This is a genomic window from Zobellella iuensis (genome assembly GCF_016746085.1).
Taxonomy (GTDB): Bacteria; Pseudomonadota; Gammaproteobacteria; order Enterobacterales; family Aeromonadaceae; genus Oceanimonas; species Oceanimonas iuensis.
Genome location: NZ_JAERTZ010000006.1, coordinates 1 through 18,168, shown reverse-complemented (window position 1 = coordinate 18,168; position 18,168 = coordinate 1). Strand labels below are relative to the sequence as shown.

The 18,168-nt window shown below is 59.1% G+C and carries 21 protein-coding genes; 16 read left to right on the top strand and 5 right to left on the bottom strand.

What is annotated here, in order from left to right; genetic code table 11:
• The first annotated feature begins 874 nt into the window (after nucleotides 1-874).
• From JKV55_RS02855 to JKV55_RS02835, 6 genes are all read left to right on the top strand, one after another.
• Entirely contained in the window at nucleotides 875-1,108 is a 234-nt protein-coding gene (locus JKV55_RS02855; RefSeq protein ID WP_202082238.1) for a hypothetical protein, read from the top strand.
• Nucleotides 1,109-1,179: 71 nt separating this feature from the next.
• Nucleotides 1,180-1,308: a hypothetical protein gene (locus tag JKV55_RS20060; protein ID WP_255511232.1), complete on the top strand. Its 129-nt coding sequence runs from the start codon at nucleotides 1,180-1,182 to the stop codon at nucleotides 1,306-1,308.
• A 21-nt stretch (nucleotides 1,309-1,329) separates the two neighbouring features.
• Entirely contained in the window at nucleotides 1,330-1,938 is a 609-nt protein-coding gene (locus JKV55_RS02850; protein WP_237332628.1) for a recombinase family protein, read from the top strand.
• 216 nt (nucleotides 1,939-2,154) lie between these two features.
• Nucleotides 2,155-2,355 (top strand): hypothetical protein, encoded by a 201-nt coding sequence (locus JKV55_RS02845; protein WP_202082236.1) that lies wholly within the window; start codon nucleotides 2,155-2,157, stop codon nucleotides 2,353-2,355.
• A gap of 766 nt (nucleotides 2,356-3,121) precedes the next feature.
• Nucleotides 3,122-3,361 carry a type II toxin-antitoxin system RelB family antitoxin gene (gene relB / locus JKV55_RS02840; RefSeq protein ID WP_202082235.1) on the top strand — a complete coding sequence of 80 codons (240 nt, stop codon included), beginning with the start codon at nucleotides 3,122-3,124 and terminating at the stop codon, nucleotides 3,359-3,361.
• On the top strand, nucleotides 3,345-3,635 hold the full coding sequence (locus JKV55_RS02835) for a type II toxin-antitoxin system RelE/ParE family toxin (protein WP_369409614.1): 291 nt from the start codon (nucleotides 3,345-3,347) through the stop codon (nucleotides 3,633-3,635). Before relB ends, JKV55_RS02835 begins: the two co-directional genes overlap by 17 nt.
• Nucleotides 3,636-4,086: 451 nt before the next feature.
• Here JKV55_RS02835 and JKV55_RS02830 read toward each other — a convergent pair whose 3' ends face one another.
• From JKV55_RS02830 to parA, 5 genes are all read right to left on the bottom strand, one after another.
• Nucleotides 4,087-4,263 carry a hypothetical protein gene (locus JKV55_RS02830; RefSeq protein WP_202082234.1) on the bottom strand — a complete coding sequence of 59 codons (177 nt, stop codon included), beginning with the start codon at nucleotides 4,261-4,263 and terminating at the stop codon, nucleotides 4,087-4,089.
• Nucleotides 4,264-4,459: 196 nt separating this feature from the next.
• Nucleotides 4,460-4,648, bottom strand: coding sequence for a hypothetical protein (locus JKV55_RS02825; protein ID WP_202082233.1), 189 nt, complete (start codon nucleotides 4,646-4,648; stop codon nucleotides 4,460-4,462).
• Nucleotides 4,649-4,669: 21 nt separating this feature from the next.
• Nucleotides 4,670-5,368 carry an HNH endonuclease family protein gene (locus JKV55_RS02820; protein ID WP_202082232.1) on the bottom strand — a complete coding sequence of 233 codons (699 nt, stop codon included), beginning with the start codon at nucleotides 5,366-5,368 and terminating at the stop codon, nucleotides 4,670-4,672.
• A gap of 38 nt (nucleotides 5,369-5,406) precedes the next feature.
• Complete coding sequence (locus JKV55_RS02815) at nucleotides 5,407-5,631, bottom strand: hypothetical protein (protein ID WP_202082231.1); 225 nt, start codon at nucleotides 5,629-5,631, stop codon at nucleotides 5,407-5,409.
• On the bottom strand, nucleotides 5,628-6,257 hold the full coding sequence (gene parA / locus JKV55_RS02810) for a ParA family partition ATPase (RefSeq protein WP_202082230.1): 630 nt from the start codon (nucleotides 6,255-6,257) through the stop codon (nucleotides 5,628-5,630). The genes JKV55_RS02815 and parA overlap by 4 nt, the downstream gene beginning before the upstream one ends.
• A 674-nt stretch (nucleotides 6,258-6,931) precedes the next feature.
• Here parA and JKV55_RS02805 point away from each other — a divergent pair.
• The 10 genes from JKV55_RS02805 (at nucleotide 6,932) to JKV55_RS02760 (ending at nucleotide 18,100) form a co-directional block, all read left to right on the top strand.
• On the top strand, nucleotides 6,932-7,504 hold the full coding sequence (locus JKV55_RS02805) for a helix-turn-helix domain-containing protein (protein WP_202082229.1): 573 nt from the start codon (nucleotides 6,932-6,934) through the stop codon (nucleotides 7,502-7,504).
• Nucleotides 7,501-8,094, top strand: a complete 594-nt coding sequence (locus JKV55_RS02800; protein WP_202082228.1) for a hypothetical protein — start codon at nucleotides 7,501-7,503, stop codon at nucleotides 8,092-8,094. Before JKV55_RS02805 ends, JKV55_RS02800 begins: the two co-directional genes overlap by 4 nt.
• Complete coding sequence (locus JKV55_RS02795; protein ID WP_202082227.1) at nucleotides 8,081-8,683, top strand: helix-turn-helix domain-containing protein; 603 nt, start codon at nucleotides 8,081-8,083, stop codon at nucleotides 8,681-8,683. Before JKV55_RS02800 ends, JKV55_RS02795 begins: the two co-directional genes overlap by 14 nt.
• On the top strand, nucleotides 8,665-9,552 hold the full coding sequence (locus JKV55_RS02790; RefSeq protein ID WP_202082226.1) for a hypothetical protein: 888 nt from the start codon (nucleotides 8,665-8,667) through the stop codon (nucleotides 9,550-9,552). The genes JKV55_RS02795 and JKV55_RS02790 overlap by 19 nt, the downstream gene beginning before the upstream one ends.
• A gap of 46 nt (nucleotides 9,553-9,598) precedes the next feature.
• The gene (locus JKV55_RS02785) at nucleotides 9,599-9,961 is read left to right on the top strand and encodes a hypothetical protein (protein ID WP_202082225.1); all 363 of its coding nucleotides are present in this window, start codon (nucleotides 9,599-9,601) and stop codon (nucleotides 9,959-9,961) included.
• A 483-nt stretch (nucleotides 9,962-10,444) separates the two neighbouring features.
• Nucleotides 10,445-10,987, top strand: coding sequence for a hypothetical protein (locus tag JKV55_RS02780; protein ID WP_202082224.1), 543 nt, complete (start codon nucleotides 10,445-10,447; stop codon nucleotides 10,985-10,987).
• Complete coding sequence (locus tag JKV55_RS02775) at nucleotides 10,980-11,279, top strand: hypothetical protein (protein ID WP_202082223.1); 300 nt, start codon at nucleotides 10,980-10,982, stop codon at nucleotides 11,277-11,279. Before JKV55_RS02780 ends, JKV55_RS02775 begins: the two co-directional genes overlap by 8 nt.
• Nucleotides 11,273-14,737, top strand: coding sequence for a glycoside hydrolase family 19 protein (locus tag JKV55_RS02770; protein ID WP_202082222.1), 3,465 nt, complete (start codon nucleotides 11,273-11,275; stop codon nucleotides 14,735-14,737). The genes JKV55_RS02775 and JKV55_RS02770 overlap by 7 nt, the downstream gene beginning before the upstream one ends.
• 245 nt (nucleotides 14,738-14,982) lie before the next feature.
• A complete protein-coding gene (locus JKV55_RS02765; protein WP_202082221.1) occupies nucleotides 14,983-15,879 on the top strand; it encodes a transposase family protein in 897 nt (298 codons plus the stop codon).
• 778 nt (nucleotides 15,880-16,657) lie between these two features.
• Nucleotides 16,658-18,100: a hypothetical protein gene (locus tag JKV55_RS02760; RefSeq protein ID WP_202082220.1), complete on the top strand. Its 1,443-nt coding sequence runs from the start codon at nucleotides 16,658-16,660 to the stop codon at nucleotides 18,098-18,100.
• Nucleotides 18,101-18,168: the final 68 nt, after the last annotated feature.

Sequence of the window (18,168 nt, the reverse complement as noted above, 5' to 3'; positions counted from 1 at the left end):
CAAGCCCGATCTGGCCGCCCTGGAAGCAGATATTCAGGACGCCACCAGCTACGATTTGCGGCTCGAAATGACCCGCCTTTGAAGTTTCTGTACCAAATAGCGATTTTGCTCTGAAAGCCAGTCATAGCAAGGGTTTCAGAGCTTTTTTTTGGTCTTTCTCTGTGGCTAATACTTCCTACCCATTAGCTCACCTACATGACCTCCCTCCTCCAATCGGTCCGTTAGCCCAGATTCATGACCAGAGGCAGGATCCCGCCTTAGCTCTGGCAGCCGGTAACTGTGCGGATCTGCACAGTAGACCCTGAGCGCCGGTTCCTCAGGGCACCGAGTGAATATGTCACCAGTTCCGTGACAAAGGTGTCACCAGTTCCGTGACAGGGGGTGATGGCCGGCCTTCTCTGAAACAAGGGCGTCCAGCACAATGGACAGGCCTGCAGGGCAAGGGGCGAAAACTTTTAGACACCCACAGGTGGCCTGCCAGCTCAAGGTGTTGGGTCGGAAAAAAATCCGACCCCTTGATGATGCTCAAAGTAAAGATCTGCACACTGCCGTGCCATTCCTGGTCGGAGATCTTCGCTGTACCCGGTCAGGATTTGACCCGGTCAGATTCTGCCCCACCCTTGCAGTGAGCCCATCATTCCCGAGTGCGATGATTGCTTCTGCTTCTGCAATAACGCCGCCAGAAACCGGCCTTCCTGCGCTTTTGGTGATGGTGCTTGCATGGTTGGGTGGTTTGGTGGCCTGAAACGCTCAGAGGCTCTTACAGGGCGTTATCTGGTACTGGTGGGCTTTATGAATCAAATGCACAGATTCACACTTGCACAGATTCACGCCTTTGATTATGATGTGTCCATCAATCGACGAGGAATACACCGTGAAGACGCCAATATCCGAAAGAGCCCTGCTGACCCGCCTGAACCGAAAATTGAAAGCTGACGGGATCATCATCAGGCGCAACCGCTCAGATACAGCGGCATTCAAAGAGTTCGGGCGGTGGTGCGCGATAGACCTGAAGACCAACGCCGTGACGGCCGGCAATTTCGAGCTGGAGGATTGGGGGAGAAAACACGGAGTTTTGAAGGAATTTGAGGAATTGCGGCTCGACTGAGCTGTAAGAAGCGCCGGGGGCAAGTTTGGCGACCGACCCCGGCACCATGACCAACCAACGGAGAGAACACCATGGTTAATCACGCTGTGATAGTAACACAACTGAAGGCGGCCTTTGCCACTGGCACACGCTGCCACCTGCCCAAAATGACCGGCGCCGACTTGCGCCTGGTGCTGGCCGGGCTCAAGTCGGAGGGTTGAGCAATGCGAGTATATGGATACATGAGAGCTTCCACCAAGGAGCAGGACGCAACCCGGGCCAAAGAGCAGCTGCAGCAGTTTGCTCAGGACAACGGCCTGACCGTGGCCAGCTGGTTCGTTGAGAACGAGAGCGGGGCGAGCCTGCAGCGGCCAGAGCTGTTCCGCCTGCTGGACGTGGCCCAGCCTGGTGACGTGATGTTGTTGGAGCAGGTGGACCGCCTGAGCCGGCTGAACAGCAGCGACTGGCAGCAGCTGCGCGGCATCCTCCAGCAGAAGGGGCTTCGCGTGGTCGCTCTGGACTTGCCCACCAGTCACCAGCTCATGACCTGCGGTGACGAGTTCACGGCGCGGATGATGGAGGCGATCACCGGCATGATGATGGACATGCTGGCCGCCATTGCCCGCAAGGACTATGAGGATCGGCGGCGGCGTCAGGCTCAGGGCATTGCCAAGGCCAAGGCGGCGGGGCGCTATCGTGGCCGGCCCGTCAACAAGGAGCTTCACGCGACCGTGGCCGAACTGCTGGAGGACGGCAAAACGTATGCCCGTATCTGCCAGATCGCCGGTTGCAGTCGCGCCACCGTGGCCAGGGTGTCCCGGGACATGAGGCAGCAGGCTCAGACTGCGTAGTTTGAATAGTCTCTGAATTACGGTCTGAGCAGGGCTCTTTTTGACCGCAAAAAGATCAGCTCAGGCCGCTTTTTTCTCGGTTCACTCCAGCCATACCTAAAAGGAACGGTGATGAAGGGCACAACTCTCACTATGGCGCGGCCAGTTCGCGCCGGTGATTCGCAGCAAAGCACAGCACGCACAACACATATAAAAAACAACACGGAGCACAACAATATGATCAACACCCTGGACGAAATCAGCGCCGAGCTGGACGCCATTCGCACCACTTGCATGGCCGCACAGCTCATGCCCGATGAGGTTAATGCCGAGATCCTGAAAGGACTGGCCAGAACAGCACAACGGGCCGCAGATTCAGCATTGGCGCGGGTTGAAACCCTGTCAGAAAGGCGGGAGGGGTTGGTCAGAGTGGCGTAACGTGATGAAGTGCGGTCAATTTGTGGCCGCTTTTCGCTATTGCCGTCAAAGGGATAGATCAATTATGCTGTGCCGCAGAAACGAAAAACCCTCCTTGCCGGGAGGGTTCTTCGAAGGTTCTCAGGATTGCCGTCCTTTGAACCGAGGGAACGACTGACGCAACCAGACGAACCCCTAAACTGTTCCTCAAGTTTAGCCGCCCACCGTGGCGCAATTCAAGTAAAACCCTCATCTGGTTGCACCTCAGTCGTCCCCATGGCTACCGCCAAGGGCGCTTTTGCGTGCCCGCCCCGTTGGAAATCACGAGTTTGTCGCGGGGAGCTGGGCGCGGTAGTCGGGCCGATGACGGGGATTTCTCACAATACGGCCCAAGCGTGCGACGCGCATCAAGCCTTCCAGGAAGTCGCGTTCCTGGGGCACTGCACTGAGGGAAACGGGTTCCACCCACGGCCACCTCGTTAAAAACGGCGCGGCAGTCCGGCCCACATGGCGGGGACGAAAGCAGGGCAGCAGGTCGATGATGTGTCTTCCCGGCGCGTGAGAGGGGCAGCCGCCGCAAGCGGTGCCGATAGCGGGAAGCAAGGCGGATCCACCTGAAATCTGATAAAGATGACGGGAGGGCGAGCCTGTCTCGAAGCGCAGCGAAGAGACAGGGGAGCAGGGCTTTTCATGTCCAGACAACAATTGGATTTGAAAGCCTGAAGTTCCTTGCTGCCGGCACTGGGTATACAATGTATACATGGTAAACATCTGAATGGGTGATCACATGAGCGTGGTTTCTGTCCGGTTGCCGGATGACATTGAACAAAAGCTGGCGGCGCTGGCTGAAGCTACTGGCCGAACCAAGTCTTGGCACGCTGGCCAGGCGGTGAGCGACTACCTTGATCGGGAGTTGTGGCAGGTTGCCGAAATTCAGCAGGCCATTGAAGAGGCTGATGCCGGTGATTTTGCCAGTGATGAAGAAGTGGCGGCCAAAATGAGAAAGTGGGGTGCGCGTGCGGATTAAGTGGCTGCGTACGGCGCTGGACAACATGGATCAGGCGTATGACTACCTAGCCAGTGAGAATCCGGCGGCGGCCATTGGCTTTGCTGCTGAAATTCAACAGGTAATGGAGCAGTTGCAGCAGTTCCCCAGCTCGGGCCGGCCCGGTCGCGTTCCTGGCACGCGAGAGCTGATTATCCCCCGTTACCACTTTCTGATCCCGTACCGCGTCCAGGGTAATGAGATCCAGATCCTGCGAGTATTCAGCACCTACCAGAAGCCGCCGGCTAACTGGTGAGTATTCCGATAAAAGTAGCGGCAGCTCTCACGGCCATTCAGGCCACCTATACGCGCTTTTGAGAGCGGCCTTTGCCAGCGCACCCAATGCCTTGCCGAATGCCCACAAGTCCCGACTGACGGCCTTTGCGGGCCGTTATCTGGCTGTCTGAATCCTTTTATCCTTCTAAAATGGAAGTTATAGAAGGATAAGAATGATTCCTATCTTTCATATAATATCTGTCTGTTTTTCATCCGATTGACTACTTGTTTAAAGACACATTTTGTCGTGTAACTTTTGTGGTTTTCGCCGGCTGGCTATCCCCCCACACGCGCGGCGAAAACCATAAACCATGCTTTTTTTAACGTACATTTTAATAAGTAGTTTTCGCCGGGGCTGGCCTGTCGGCACCCTCCCCACACAGCCCACCCGGATGGGGAGGCATACTTTTTAAAATCGACATTTTAATTGATTAGACGCCGCCGCCTTCCCTGATAACCCTGTAACGCTGGCCGGGCTCCAGCTCTGGCGCTACGGCCTTCAGGTCTGCCAGATGGGCGGCAGTCTTATCCGGGCAGTCGATTTTTGCCAGGGTAATCCACCTACCGCCCACATTCTCCTGAACCACAAAGCGGCGTTCTTTATTCACTCCCAAAGGGTGCTGTACCCGCAAAACATACACTCGAACCCCTCGGGCTCTATTTCGCCAGATTCGATCTCCCTGTAATACTCCCGGCGCTCGTCATCGTCCGCAGCCTCACTTATCAGCGGATAAATCGGATCTAGCTTATCGGCGCGACCACACGCAGGGCAGCCAGCATCAGGTGATCTGTAAATGTCTTCATTCATTCGTTCTGCTCCTCTATCACATCAGCCAATGTACCCTCTACCAGTATCGGGTTGCCGTTTTTGTCGTGCAGGTGAACGGTGACTGGCTCACCAATGAACAAATCAGGGTCGAGGCCGTGCAGCTCGTCGCTGCAGATGGTGCCAACGGTGCCATCATTCAGCCGGACTATGTATGTCTTCTTCATCCTTTGCGCCCCTTGGTGATTTTAACTGCACAGCTTTTGTCTGATTTGTTGATAGTGAGCCGGCGTGGCCAGCTGATAGGTTTTGGCTACACGCAGGAAGCGCAGGGCGTACTGACACTGGTTCGCTGGTGGTAGCCACTCATCCAAGCCTTTGGCTCCCTTCTGTCTGTTCAAACTCGCCTCGACGCTCAGCAAGTTGGCCGGGTCATTGGCGAATCGTTCCCGCTTTTCACTGGTCCAGCGGTTTGCACCGTGCGACCAAGCCCATTTCAGCGGGACAACGTGGTCGATGTCCATTTTGCGCGGGTCGTGTATCACGGCACCGGTAAACGGTGAGATCCAGCGACCGGCGGTGACCTGGCATTGCCTGCCGTCCTTGTAGCGCACTGGTGCGGTGGACTGGGCGATTAGTGCTTCATGGCGGCTGTTCTGGCAGTCGCCGTCGGTATCAGCCCAGCCGTGGCCAAACTGAGCCCGGCTGTAGCCGGTGTCTTGAGGTTTTTGCGGCTCTTGGTTGATGGTGATCCCCTTTGGCAGCCTGCCACCTGCGTTCAGACATGCCTGTAGCGTATCGAACGGACGGTAACTCTTGGTCCGTTTGTAATGCCGGCTTTCGGGCGGGTGACAAATCCCCGACTTCGACTGTTTGACTTCCGCGTGTGCGGGGAGTGCTGCAGCAATGGCGGCGGCCAGAGTTAGATACCGTGTGAAATGTCTCATGTCGCTCCTTGAACTATCCCATTTCCTCAAATGCGTTTTTACTGATTTCCGTATTTCTGTAAAAGTAGCTCCCGCACTTCGTCGGCTATCTTGGCTCCACGGGCAGCACACTGGGACTTGATGGCCCGGTGCAGGCTCTCGGGAATGTCGATGGTCAGCCGTTTGGTCGGCTCTTTCTCCTGGACTGCGCGGTCCTTCACCCACTGATCCGGGTTGGCCGGCTGCGCGGAGGGTTTGGCACCAAAGGATACTTTTTTGGTCATGGATTCTGCTCCAGTAATTCGGTGGCCACAGCCGCGACTTCTTTGGCGGCCGGCCCTCTCGGGTCGAGTTCGCGCACGGCCTGGCCACGGGCGGCGGCCTCGGCAAAGATAACGCGCTGGGTGATGCTGGCCTCTAGGGTTGGCAGCGGGTAGCCGGCAAGGGCTTCTCCCACATCTCGTCCAATCGCCGTATTTGCGATTTTACGATTAACCACAAATGCAGCTTTCAGGTTGTCCTTGTACACCCCGGCTTCCTCGATGAGCTTAACCACTTCGGCGGCGGCCCAGACGTCATAGGGGGAGGGTTGCACAGGGATCAGCACCATGTCGGAGGCCATAATGGCGGAGCGAGCCAGATCGGTGACCCGGGGCGGGCCATCAATGATGATATGGTCATAGTCGCGACCAAGGGCCCCGATCTCCTTGTGAATGGTTGCCCTGGGCAGGCCTACCACAGAAAACAGTGGCTCACCTTCACGAGCGGCAGCCCAGTCCAGGCTCGAGCCCTGCGGATCTGCATCGAGCAGCAACACTCTGGCTCCGGTGCCAGCCAGTTCGGCGGCGAGGTTGACGGCCAAGGTGGTTTTGCCAACTCCGCCCTTTTGATTCAGCAGTCCGATGATCATGATGTGCGCCTTTATGATTGGTCGTTTCTCAGTATTTACAGAAAATCGTAAAATCGCAAATGTGTTTTTAAGTTTTCTTGTCCGAGGGCGCAGGGTTGGTCGGTAGACTGGTCGCTGGGGTGGTCGATGCCTTCATTTTCAGGCTCACTCAAACCCAATGAGGGCAAGGGCTCCGGCGATTTTTGGGGGTGGTCGCAGGGTTGGACGGTTGGCTGGTCGTTGGGTTGGTCGGTGCCTGCAGGTGGGGGTGCCGCAATCTGCGGATACCCCGGGCCGCCCTCTCCGCTGAAAAATCAGCAGTGGCCATTGTCAAAATGACAACACCGGCATTAGCTGTTTCTGCTAATGATTGTTTAGCTGTTTCTGCTAATGATTAGCTGCTTTCGCTAATCCTCCCTTGCTATACAGAAGGCATGGTCATCATGACCATTCTTGCTCGTCAGTTGGGTGTGCTTCGACGAAACCTCAAAAAATGGCCAAAAAACCGGCCTCATAACTTCTGATCACCATTTAAAACAGAACATTTTGTGTCTCTCACCCAAAGCACACCAAAAGCCAGAGAGAAATCACCGAGAACACGAAAAATTCACCGCCATTGTTCAAAACAGGAAAATCGGAGCAATCGGGTTTTTTGCCACGGGCATTCTGTGTCTATCCACAGACAGGAGGACCAGATGGCAGAGAACCCGACAGTACCCGGACGCGAACAGCAGGCCGCCTACGCTAAAGCAGTAGGGGAGCGACTGAGAGCTGCCCGCCTTGCTGCTGGCATGAGTCAGTTGCAGGCAGCCCAGCGCATCGGCTACGCCAACAGCACCAAACTGAGCAAAATCGAGAGCGGCCGGCACAGCGCTCAGATCCCCATGTGGGTGCTGAAGCGCGCCGCCGAGGTTTACGGCGTCAGCTTGGGCCGCCTGATGCTGGCCGAACATCTTGATGGGCGGGGTTGTGCCGATCGCGTACAGCGCATTGCCCTGGATCTGTACGAACGGGACGCCCGGCAGATAAATGGGCTGCTCCATCTGGTCGAGACTGACCACACCGACACAACTATCGCAGTTCGGGAGCTGGGCCGCGCCTTCGACCGGTTCACACAGCAGTATTCACGCCTGCCCGGCTTCACTGCCTTGTCCAATGCCGTCAGCGATGTACTGATGGCTCACCACCAGCGCGAAAAGGCCATTTCCCGCCCCGTCCAGCGCGTGTATGCCCGCGACATCAACCGTGTGCGGAGGGCATTCGCATGAAACTGAGTCACGAAGACTGGGCCGAGGTGAGGCGTGCGTGGGAGCGTGATCCGCGCACCGGCTATGCCTGGCTGATTGACGCCCTCAACCTGCCGGTCAGCCGGCACACTATCCGTGCCCGGGCTGGCCGTGATGGCTGGGTCAAGCGTGAGGCTGTACAGCCGGATCCGGTGGGTGATTACCTGCATGGCCCCCGTGTGCCTGGCAGCGACTACCGCCCCGGCTTCGTCAAGCTGGCCGCCAATTTCGCCAAGCTGGGCTTGAGCCGGCAGCAGATCGCCGCCGAGCTCAGAACCGACCTGGACGGTCTGACGCAGTGGGAGCGGGAGCACCCCGAGCTGGCCGCTGCCATTGATAGCGGCGGCCTGATTGCAGACGCCGAGGTCGCCGCCCAACTGCTGCGCTGCGCGACCGGCTTCAGCTACACCACTGAGCAGGCCGAGGTGATCGACGGCAAGCTGGTGGCCGTGCCTGTCACTGTTACTGTGCCGCCAGATCCCGCCGCCGCCACTTTCTGGATGCAAAGCCGGCTGGAGCGGCTGCTGCCCTTTGCCGAGCGGCATGACGAGGGGGGTGATGATGACCGGTAACCGCCGTTCGTATCGCAACACCCGCCGCAAATCCGCCGCCTTTAACGTGCAGGTAGGCCGGCGTCTCCGTATCGCCAGGATGACCGCTGGCGGCCTGTCTGGTCAGCAAGTGGCTGATGCGCTGGGAATGCCATTGGCCCGTTACATGGCTATCGAGAAGGGCCGCGAGTCTGCTTTCGCTCAGACCATCGTCCGGGCCAGCTCGCTCCTCTCCGTTAGCACAGACTTCCTGTTGGGCGTCAGCTCAGATCCCAGTCTGGATAACACCGAGCCTGGCTTTCGGGAGTGGCTGATCAGTGCCGCCGCCAGGCAGGCCTCCGACCGTGCCGAGCTGGCCGAGAAGTACGCCGCCATTGAAGCCCGTTCAGATGCCATAGAGACGCTGCTCGTTGACCTGATCGGTACCGCCGAAGACCTGACCGCCGCCCTTGAGCGCGTCCAAAAGCTAAACCCTAACGATTTCCAAGATCTGCGTGCCGGTGCCCCTTTAGTCGCCGCCGCCGAAGAATGCCGCCTCGCCGTGGCTCGCACCCGTAACGCTATTCCCAATGCCATAGAAGGAGAAACTCCGTGTCCGTTATCAATCTGACTGACCTGAAAACCGCCAGCACCGCAGAGCTGGTTAACGCCTTTCCCCAGCACTTCCGTCTGGGTGGGTTTGATGCGCGTAAGCTGCGTGACGACCACCATTTCACTGAAGAGCAGCGCCTTGTGGCTCTGGAGCTGGCCGACCGAGAGGACATGGTGACCGCCAATGCCCGAGATCACCACGCGCTGGACTTGCCCCGAGTGTGGAGCGAGATCGCCACCACTGCCCGCCGCCTGGCGAATCTGGCCGGCCATTCCGAGTTTGCAATCACCGCTCTGGAGCAGACCGGCTTTGATGAGGGAGCTGCTGTAGCCCAAGACCATATGTTGTTGAGCTTGCTGCAAGAGCGGCTGGCCGCCGCCGAGTCTGGACGAGAGGTAAGCCGGAGCCGGTTGGCGGTGCTGAATACGGTGCTGTACGACCAGATGAACCAGCTGCGCGAGCAGCCACAAAAAATCAGGATGCAGATGGAAGGCCTTGAGCGGAGCATTGCGGCCTCAGATAACCAGCGGCGTGAAAACGTGAAAAAGCTGGTCGCGCTGGGCCTCGATCAGCTGGATGCCGAAGCCAAAGCCAAGCCGAGTAAAGCGGATGTGGAGCAGATGCAGGCGGAGCTGGCCAGCCTGCGTGATCAACTGGCCGCAGCCCTGGAAGACGCCAACAACTACCGCACCGCCGCTATCCGTAAATGGCCGGACCTGCCGGACCTGGAGCGCGAGCTGGCCGGTGATGAAGAGCCGGTAACCGAAGAGGCTGAATCGCCGGATCTTGCCGAAAAGGTGGAGGCTGCCACTGAGGTACCGGCTGCCATTCATGAGGCTGAACGCCAGCCCCGCCAGTCCGTCATGTCGCGCCTGCTGGGCCGCTGAAACCATGGGGCGGTGCTGCCGCCCTGCTTCTCAAGGAGATTTCCCCATGACCTTCACTTCCGCACAGAGCGCCACATTCGACCGGCTGGGCGCTGCCTTTCACGCACACCTGATCCGCACTGCCGGCGCTCCCCGCATTACCGACGAGAGCGGTTTCACCACGCGGGATCTGACGGTGGAGCAATGCACCCAGATTGCCACTGGTGCCGTGGTCGAGCTGATGGCCAGTAACAACAAAGAGCCGGATGACCTGGGGGAGTTCGAGCGCGTGTTACCGCTGTTCGAGTGTGGCTGTGGCGGTATCACGGCAACCGGCGCAGCCATGTTCACCACGTCCTTGTTGGACAGAGTTGCCGAGCACTACGAACGCCGCCGGCAGGAGCATGAGCAGCAGGGAGTGACGCAATGACACATCGCACCCCAGAAGACATGAGCCGACTTTGGACTGAAGAGCAAAGAGAGCGGAATGAGTTGGCTGAACAGGAATTGGAACGGCTGCAGGCGCAGGTATCTCGTTCTCGACAAGCAATTTCGGCCTATCAGGCCGTGGCGAGAGGTGACAAGCTGCCCCGTTGCCCGAAGACGGGGGCAGTGATCAGGCCGAAAGGGTGACGCCATGGCTACCAAGATGAACGGCCAGCAGTGGCAGATGGCTCGTGAAGCCTGGGAATCCGACCCGCGAGAGGGTTATGCCTGGCTGGTACGGGAGCTGGATTTGTCGGTCAGCAGAGTGGCCGTTTCCAGGCGAGCGGCAAGGGAGGGGTGGGAGAAGAAGGGGTCAGCCGAGGTTACTCCGAGCGAAACCCCGAGGTTACGCCAAGTTACTCCCAGCGTAACCAGCGAAACCCCGCAACCTGGACGCCCGACTGACTACCGGCCTGAGTTCGCCGGCATGGCGTATCGCTTGGCGCTGCTGGGTTTGACGCGAGAGCAGCTGGCCACGGCGTTTGATGTATGCGAGCGGACTATCTACCACTGGCAGCAGGAGTACCCGGAGTTTTTGCAGGCCATAGCGAGGGGTGGGATCCATGCTGATGCCGAGGTAGCCGAGGCCCTGTTTAACCGGGCAAGAGGCGCTGTGGTGCCGGACGTTCACATTGCCCTGCACGAGGGGCAGCCGGTGATCACCCCGCTCGAAAAGCACTATCCGCCAGATGTGGGCGCGGCCCGTTTGTGGCTGAAGAACCGGACTCCAGAGCAGTGGAAAGACAAGGTGGAACTGGTGGAGAAGCCGACCATTGCCCTGGTGGACAGAGAGGCCATGGACAAGGTGTATGAGCAGGTGTTGCAGGAAGCCGAGCAGAAGCGCGCTGCACTGCAAAGCCGGGCGGAGCGTATGGGTCTGCTGCTGGACAGCGAACGTGGTGGAGCCACACGGGGTGACGAGGTGGTGATCGCCCACGACAACAACGAGTTTGGAGAGAGCAATGACTGAATCAAAGAAAGGGCCGTGGAGCCCGAAGGCCTACGCCATGTTCTGGGCGCTGGGCGAAGACTACTACCGGAGACTGAAAGATCGGGGTACCACTAGCAAGGTATCTGGTGGCCGCCTGGCCGTTGTGATTGAAGCGGCGTTCTTGGGCCGGTTACTGGAGTTGGATCAGGACGGCACCGTCGATGAATCCCTGGTGGAGCGAGTGCGTGACGAGTTCATCCATGACAACCGGCTGAGCGACTTCGGACTGTCCCGTTGTGACGCTGTGTTGAATGAGGGGGCGACATGCTGAAAGCTGACGAGCAAGGTTTTCTGGTTGGTGAGCGGCTGGGTTCGGAGCAGATCACCGATACCCTAGGGCAGATTCTGGGTGAGCTGAAAGCCATAAAGGCCACATTGTCTGATATTGACTCCCCTTCTGACGCGGCGGCCCCGGTATCGGCTCCGGAGGTGCAGCGGGCACCGGCGGTGATGCCGGCAGCCCGAGAGGGCGGCGGGGTCGCGGGTGCCACAAGCCCGACTGCCGGCGATACCATCGTCACAGTTAACAACCGCAGCGAGAGTGAGCAGGGCGGAGACAGTCACCTGCATCAGGGTGACCGAAGCGACCGCAGCAGCAGCGCGATACTGCAGCGTCAGGATGCTGGCGGCACCACACCTGCAACGCCAGCCGCGGCTGTAACACCAGAAAGTGCCAGCCAGCGCACTGAGCGAGAAAGCGAGCATAACAGCGCTGAGACTACTACGCAGATCGCGGGTGTCAGCTCATCGGACCGCGATAGTGCAGTCAGCCGAGAGCATGGCGCTACTATCGAGCGCTCCGAGTCGGCCACGCTATCGGGTCTTGATTTCCCGACTGATGCAGTGGCCCCGGTATCGACTCCGGAGGTGCAGCGGGCACCGGCGGTGATGCCGGCAGCCCGAGAGGGCGGCGGGGTCGCGGGTACTACAAGCCCGACTGCCGGCGATACCATCGTCACAGTTAACAACCGCAGCGAGAGTGAGCAGGGCGGAGCGGCAAGTGCCGTCCATGTCGAGAGGCAGGGAGAGGGTGGCCGCAGGCGCGACGCCAAAGGCCGGTTTGTAGCTACGGCACCGGCTCGTGGTGAAGAGGCGTCAGGGCACAACCGGCCAGTTACCAGTGATAGTTCTGGCGGAGCTGTTGAGCGGGCGGGCTTGAGAAGTGCTATCAGCGACATGGGCGAGCGAGTGGCCGGAGCTGTAGCCACCGTAGCAGCAAACGAAGAAGCGGATCCCGCCGTCAAGGCCTTTAACGAGGTGGCCCAGCCGCTGAGTCGGGGCTTTGGCAAGATCATGGGCGGCAAGGAAGACAAAAGCCAGGAACGTTGGCTCCGTCGGTTGTGGCGGCAGTTGCGCACGTCCGGTGAGGCTAATGCCAAGGCCGACAAGCGCACCATAGAGCTGCTGGAAGACATTGAAGAGCAACAGGGCGGTGGCAAGAAAAAAGGCGGCCTGCTTTCTACCGTCTTGGCACCGTTTATGAAGCTTCTAAGGGGGCTGCTCAAGGCGCTGCTGCCCATGGCCATTCTCAATCGGCTGCCGGGATGGCTCACTGGCTTGGGCGGTAAGGCAGGGGCCGGTGTTCGGGCAGGCCGAGCGGCGGCGGGGGCTGCTGGCACTGCCGGATCCGCGTCAGCCCGTGGTGCAGGCAAGAGTTTGGGCAAAGTAGGAGGTGCTATCAAGGGTGCGGGCCGCTTTGCCCGGCGGATCCCGGTGCTGGGTAGCCTGCTGGGCATGGGCTTTATGGCCAAGGACGTTTATGACTCCGAAAACAGCGAGGGCACCCGGGCTGAAAAGGATGTGGCTACCGGCGCGGCAATTGGTCGCGGCGCTGGCTCTCTTGGTGGTGCCATGGCCGGCGGCGCTGCCGGTGCTGCGCTGGGCTCTGTGGTGCCGGTGGTGGGCAATATTGTCGGTGGTATTGTCGGCGCTGCCGTCGGTGCCTGGCTGGGCGAGTCTGCCGGTGATCTGATTGGTGCCCAGTTCGGTGAATGGGTGTCTGAGTTGCGCGACTCCAACTTTGTGCAAGGGATGTCGGATGCTTGGAGCAACATGACTACCTTTACCGGCCATTTGTGGGGCCAGGTCACTGATAGCGTCAGTGAAAAGTGGAGCGGCGTATCAGCCAGGGTGGGCGAAGCATGGGACACAGCTTCAAGTCATGTTTCGACGGCGTGGGATCAGGTGTCGGAAGGCTGGAACAAGACCGCTGAAACGCTGTCTGCCACCTGGGGCACGGCTGTTGATGAAATGAAATCAGCTTGGGACGGCGTGACTGGCAAGCTGTCCGAAATGTGGGATTCCATTTCTGAGGTGGGTAACAAATTCAATGATTGGTTCAAAGAGAAAACCGGCATTGACGTTAAGGAGACCCTGGGCGAGGCCGCAGACACGGTTAAATCTTCCGTTGGTGATGCCTGGAAATGGGCCACGGATACCTTTCATGGAGCCGTTTCCTCTGTGGGTGAAGCGACCGGCGTGTCCGGCGCTTACCGTGCAGTGAAGCGCAGCGCAGACTACACCACTAACAAGGCGGCCCTTGAAAAGCAGATGGCGGCTTCCGGCATTACCAGCCCTACCGAACAGGCCATGTTCATGGCGCAGATGGATCATGAGTCTGGCGGCCTGACCAGCCTGGAAGAAAACCTGAAGTATCAGCCCGACAAGTTTCTGTCGGCATACGGCAAGCGCGCCGGGATCAGTACCGTGGACGAGGCCAGGGCCATTCTGAAGCAGGGGCCAGAGGCAACGGCGGAAGCCATGTACGGCGGTGAATGGGGCCGCAAGAACCTGGGCAACACTGAGCCGGGGGATGGGCACCGGTTCCGGGGGCGCGGCTTTACTCAACTGACTGGTCGCAGCAACTACGAAGCAGCCAGCCGTGATCTGGGCATTGATCTGGTCAACAACCCGGACATGGCAGCCGACCCCGAGGTTGCAGCCAAGGTTGCCACGTGGTATTGGCAGCAAAGGCCTGGGTTAAGCGAGGCCGCCAAGCGTGGCGATGTGAAGGCGGTTACCCGCAAGATCAACGGCGGAACCAACGGACTGGCCGATCGGCAGGCCAAACACACGCGATACCTTGCCGAATACAGCGACAAACCGGTTAAACCCGGCGTACCCGTGCCAACCCCTGCTCCTGACCCGACAACAGAGCCGGTGACGGTGGCGCAGGCCTCGCCGAAAGAGGAGGTGCAACAAGGTAGATACCGACAGATCACCGACCCAGCAGAAAAAGCGGCGCTACTGGCTGAGCTGGAGCAGGATTTAGCCTGGGTAGATGAGCCCATGGGTCACGGCGGCGAGCCGGTTCATATTGATCCGGCCAGGCTTGCCAATCAACCCAGCGGCAGCATGACCTTCCCCGGCGAAATGACGCCGGGCGGGCTGGGTGACTTTGAGGTTGCGGGTAACTCTTCCGGCACGCCAGGGTCAGCTGTCAGCAGCAAGCCGGCCAGCGTGACCGGTATCCCCGAGAGCCGGTTCAGCCAAATGATGGCTCCGGTTGCGGCCAGCGTGGATGCAGGCAGGGTGCCCGCTGTGGCCGCCGCCATGACGGTTCCGCCAGCAGCACCCGCCGTGGCGGCCGCACCCAGCATTCCCATGCCCTTGCGGGCTGATGCTGGCAGTAGCAAGAAGGGCGGTGAGGCACCCCGCGAGGTGTCCCGCGATTTACCTGATCGGCACATTGCCCACATCGTCACCGGCGCTTATTCCGGCATGAGCTGAGTTCGCTATGCTGTGGTCAGGCGCTGCCCGAGTGACGGCTCACGAGGGAGTAGGGCGGGAAGGTTAAGAGCAGCAGCACCGGCTGAGTCGAGCGCCTCCGCATTTCTACCCAGCGTCTTTTGATTGGGGTTGCGATTTTCGTAACCCCTTTCTCGTTTCTGGCCAACCTGACGCGCATCTATTGAATCCAATGGTTTCAAACTGTGCTATGCTGCAGCTACATTTGAAGCCAAGGGATTCAAACAGTGGCCAGACCCCGCACTATTAGCGATCAGCTCCGCGCTCAGGTTATCGAACTGCGCCGCCGGCACACAGTTGCCGAGGTGGCCAGCAAGACCGGCCTGCCCGTGGGCACCGTGAAAACCATCATCCGCCGTTCCGGCGCATTCACCGACAACCCCAGGCACCGGGCACTGTTCACCCTTCCGCCCATGACAGGCTCAGCCGCCACCAACGTGGCCGCTGTCGAGCTACCTGCACAACGAGTCGTCACTGGCGATCGGGAGCTAGACGCCATTTTATGGCTGCGGGAGCTGATCCAGACGGAACACCCTGATTTCATTGATAAGGCGCTGAAGGCCGCCTCTCGTATCAAGACCCCGGCCAAGGAGCTTGAGCGCCGTTATGCCCAGTTCCTGTCAGCCAGCACCGGTAACAACATGGCCGCCGCCTTTGGTTCATTCAACTTCGCAGATCTGGAGTTCCTCGCCAAGCGGGCGAGGGAGAGGGCTATCAACAGGGCCGAGGCCTCCGCCCGTTTTGGTGGCGATCCCGACATGGTGACAGAGGCCGATCGCTTTTGTGTGCGTGTGTTGAAGGGGGCAAAAGAGGGTCAGTATGGGGGAGTTGATAACGATGATGCCGCCGACCGGTTCCGTGAACACACGGAGCTGATGCCGCGCACCTTGGAAGACTGCTTGTACGAGCTGGCTTTTCACCACGATATATACCGGCTGAGGAATGCCGCTACTGGCAGTGATGGGCCGCCAGAGTTATTCGCTCGCCAGGTCTTCACCGAATCATTGCTGGCAGAAATTCGCCCCCGCTCAAAGGGCGAGGCGCGTGCGGTATTCCGGTATCTGTGTGATCAGGAAGTGGAGATGAATAATTTTGAGGCGATTATCGACAACCTATTGCCGTGAGAGCATAAAAAAAGCCCCTCAATTGAGGGGCCTAACACGCTCCGTGACGCATCAACCCTAAGCCATGAACCTGATGCCAAATCATCATATCGCGCCTACGAGGGCTCACACGCCGTTTTTTCTCACTGCTGATTTTGACTCTTGCGGTTTTCACGCCGAATTGAGAGCAGGTTTAAAAGCCAGTGTTGGCGAGGCTTTGAGGGGTGTTGAAAAAGAATTCACGCCGAATTACACGCCGAATTAAAAGGTGATTTTGGGGCGGGTGAATTAACGCGTGTCGCTGGATCTTTATGCCGGTGACGGTATCATGGCCACAGCTCCATTGCCTGTGGAGAGGACCAACGAAGCAGGCACAAAAAAACCAGCCCCCGCCAGGGCTGGCTTTCTGGAGCCAGACCAAGAGGACCAGCTCGAAATTGCCGACCTTGCACGGAGGGCGGCGCTTTTTTACACATTGGAGTTGTGTTGCATGTGCATGATAGCCGCCCCAGGCGCTGCCAGCAACAGCACAACGCCGGGAGTTGGTACTATGCACATCATCGAAGAACGCCCTCGTCTGGCCGATCGGCCGGCACCCCTCTTACGTTATCGCCCTCTGCGTGAATACGTCGCCCAGCTTTTGTTTCTGGACGGTTCCATGACGCCCCAACGACACGGATAAAAAGAAAAAGCCCGCATTTGCTGTGGCGGCTATGCGGGCTTCAGAGTGTTTCGATCTGCATGACGAAACTGGCACCAGTATATACGAGCTGCGCCGGTTTCGCGAAGGAATTGCGATATGGCGATAGCGCGCAAGATATTGAAATCACAGGTAGGTGGGTATTTGCCCCGCGCCTTCAAGCGGTGGCTGCTGCAGCATTGCGGAGAGTTCCGCGAGCTGACACCTGGCGAGCAGCAGAAGCTGGCCATGATACTGTGGTCAATGAGCAGCAACCGATACCGGCATAACTCCGGTGATGCCGAGTTAAACCCGATCCCGTGGCGACAGAAAGCCGCCTGGTTCGGCAGCGCCGCACGATTTGACCAGATCAACGAGGCGCTGGGCTGGTTCGAGCTGCGATTAAAGGCCCGGAAGGGCAAGAGTATGGCCGGCTGGGCCGTGGCAGAACGTGGCCGCGAATTGCTGGAGGCGTACTTGTCAGGAAAGCACGAGCCCGGCACTGGCCTGGATGATGAAAACGGCAAACCCTACCGCACCCCCAAGGACGCGATTAGATCAGTGACTAGCACCGGCAAAAAGACCCGATTCCGGCGTGACCATCTGCCAGCCCTGGTGGAGGTGGACGGCGACCGGCTCCACGAGTTCCAGCGAGTGGCTGACCACTGGCTCTACGGCACTCCCTGCCCTGCAGGCTATGACTGGGTTATCCAGAGATGGCAGGCGATACGCGATGGCGTTGGCCCCAAGTCTGGCCCGGAAGCCTCGAACTGGCGGGCACATTGCGCAAGAACCCAAGCCGGGCAGCTGTACCTGGCTGCTGTGAGCTCCGGTGCCCCGGGCTTTATGTTGCCGACAACCTATGTCGAGAGTGATGCCGGCCGACTGTATGCCGAGGGGGCGCTGAACCTGCAGAACTGCGTGGGCGAGGTCAGGCGCGTGGCCCTGGCTGACTGCTATGACGTGGATATTTCAAATGCTCACTGGTCGCTGGTCTCGCAAATGGCCGGCCGTCTCGATGTGGCCACTCCCATGATCCGGCATTACCTGGACAACAAGCGTGCGTTTCGCGCCGAAGTGGCATTGGCTGCCGGTATTAGCCGTGAGGACGCCAAGTTCGTGATGCTGGCCGCCATCTATGGCGCAACACTGGCACGCACCACAGAAGCACACAAACGCGCTGTGGCTGAGCGGATAGGGAACGATGCCGTTGACCGCCTGAAGGCGCACGGGCCGCTGGTGGCGTTGATCAAGGAAGTTGGCGGGGCAGGCCGGGCAATTATTGATGACTACGCCTGCCGCACGGCGAAAAAGGCGGTACTGGTCAACGATGCCGGCAGGGAGATCGCGCTGAACAGACCACCCCGAGAGCTACTTGCCCATATCCTTCAGGGTGCGGAGTCCTGCGCTTTGCAGGCGATGATGCCGCGCCTGGAAGGCCAGATCCGCGTGCTGCAGCATGACGGTCTGACTGTTTCCAGCAAGCCCGATCTGGCCGCCCTGGAAGCAGATATTCAGGACGCCACCAGCTACGATTTGCGGCTCGAAATGACCCGCCTTTGAAGTTTCTGTACCAAATAGCGATTTTGCTCTGAAAGCCAGTCATAGCAAGGGTTTCAGAGCTTTTTTTT

What these genes read in the sequence shown, in the direction of transcription:
- JKV55_RS20060 (WP_255511232.1), top strand. Translation starts at nt 1,180, where the DNA reads ATGGTTAATCACGCTGTGATAGTAACACAACTGAAGGCGGCCTTTGCC.
- JKV55_RS02850 (WP_237332628.1), top strand. Translation starts at nt 1,330, where the DNA reads ATGAGAGCTTCCACCAAGGAGCAGGACGCAACCCGGGCCAAAGAGCAG.
- JKV55_RS02845 (WP_202082236.1), top strand. Translation starts at nt 2,155, where the DNA reads ATGATCAACACCCTGGACGAAATCAGCGCCGAGCTGGACGCCATTCGC.
- relB (WP_202082235.1), top strand. Translation starts at nt 3,122, where the DNA reads ATGAGCGTGGTTTCTGTCCGGTTGCCGGATGACATTGAACAAAAGCTG.
- JKV55_RS02825 (WP_202082233.1), bottom strand. Translation starts at nt 4,648, where the DNA reads ATGAAGAAGACATACATAGTCCGGCTGAATGATGGCACCGTTGGCACC.
- JKV55_RS02820 (WP_202082232.1), bottom strand. Translation starts at nt 5,368, where the DNA reads ATGAGACATTTCACACGGTATCTAACTCTGGCCGCCGCCATTGCTGCA.
- JKV55_RS02815 (WP_202082231.1), bottom strand. Translation starts at nt 5,631, where the DNA reads ATGACCAAAAAAGTATCCTTTGGTGCCAAACCCTCCGCGCAGCCGGCC.
- parA (WP_202082230.1), bottom strand. Translation starts at nt 6,257, where the DNA reads ATGATCATCGGACTGCTGAATCAAAAGGGCGGAGTTGGCAAAACCACC.
- JKV55_RS02805 (WP_202082229.1), top strand. Translation starts at nt 6,932, where the DNA reads ATGGCAGAGAACCCGACAGTACCCGGACGCGAACAGCAGGCCGCCTAC.
- JKV55_RS02800 (WP_202082228.1), top strand. Translation starts at nt 7,501, where the DNA reads ATGAAACTGAGTCACGAAGACTGGGCCGAGGTGAGGCGTGCGTGGGAG.
- JKV55_RS02795 (WP_202082227.1), top strand. Translation starts at nt 8,081, where the DNA reads ATGATGACCGGTAACCGCCGTTCGTATCGCAACACCCGCCGCAAATCC.
- JKV55_RS02785 (WP_202082225.1), top strand. Translation starts at nt 9,599, where the DNA reads ATGACCTTCACTTCCGCACAGAGCGCCACATTCGACCGGCTGGGCGCT.
- JKV55_RS02780 (WP_202082224.1), top strand. Translation starts at nt 10,445, where the DNA reads ATGGCGTATCGCTTGGCGCTGCTGGGTTTGACGCGAGAGCAGCTGGCC.
- JKV55_RS02775 (WP_202082223.1), top strand. Translation starts at nt 10,980, where the DNA reads ATGACTGAATCAAAGAAAGGGCCGTGGAGCCCGAAGGCCTACGCCATG.
- JKV55_RS02770 (WP_202082222.1), top strand. Translation starts at nt 11,273, where the DNA reads ATGCTGAAAGCTGACGAGCAAGGTTTTCTGGTTGGTGAGCGGCTGGGT.
- JKV55_RS02760 (WP_202082220.1), top strand. Translation starts at nt 16,658, where the DNA reads ATGGCGATAGCGCGCAAGATATTGAAATCACAGGTAGGTGGGTATTTG.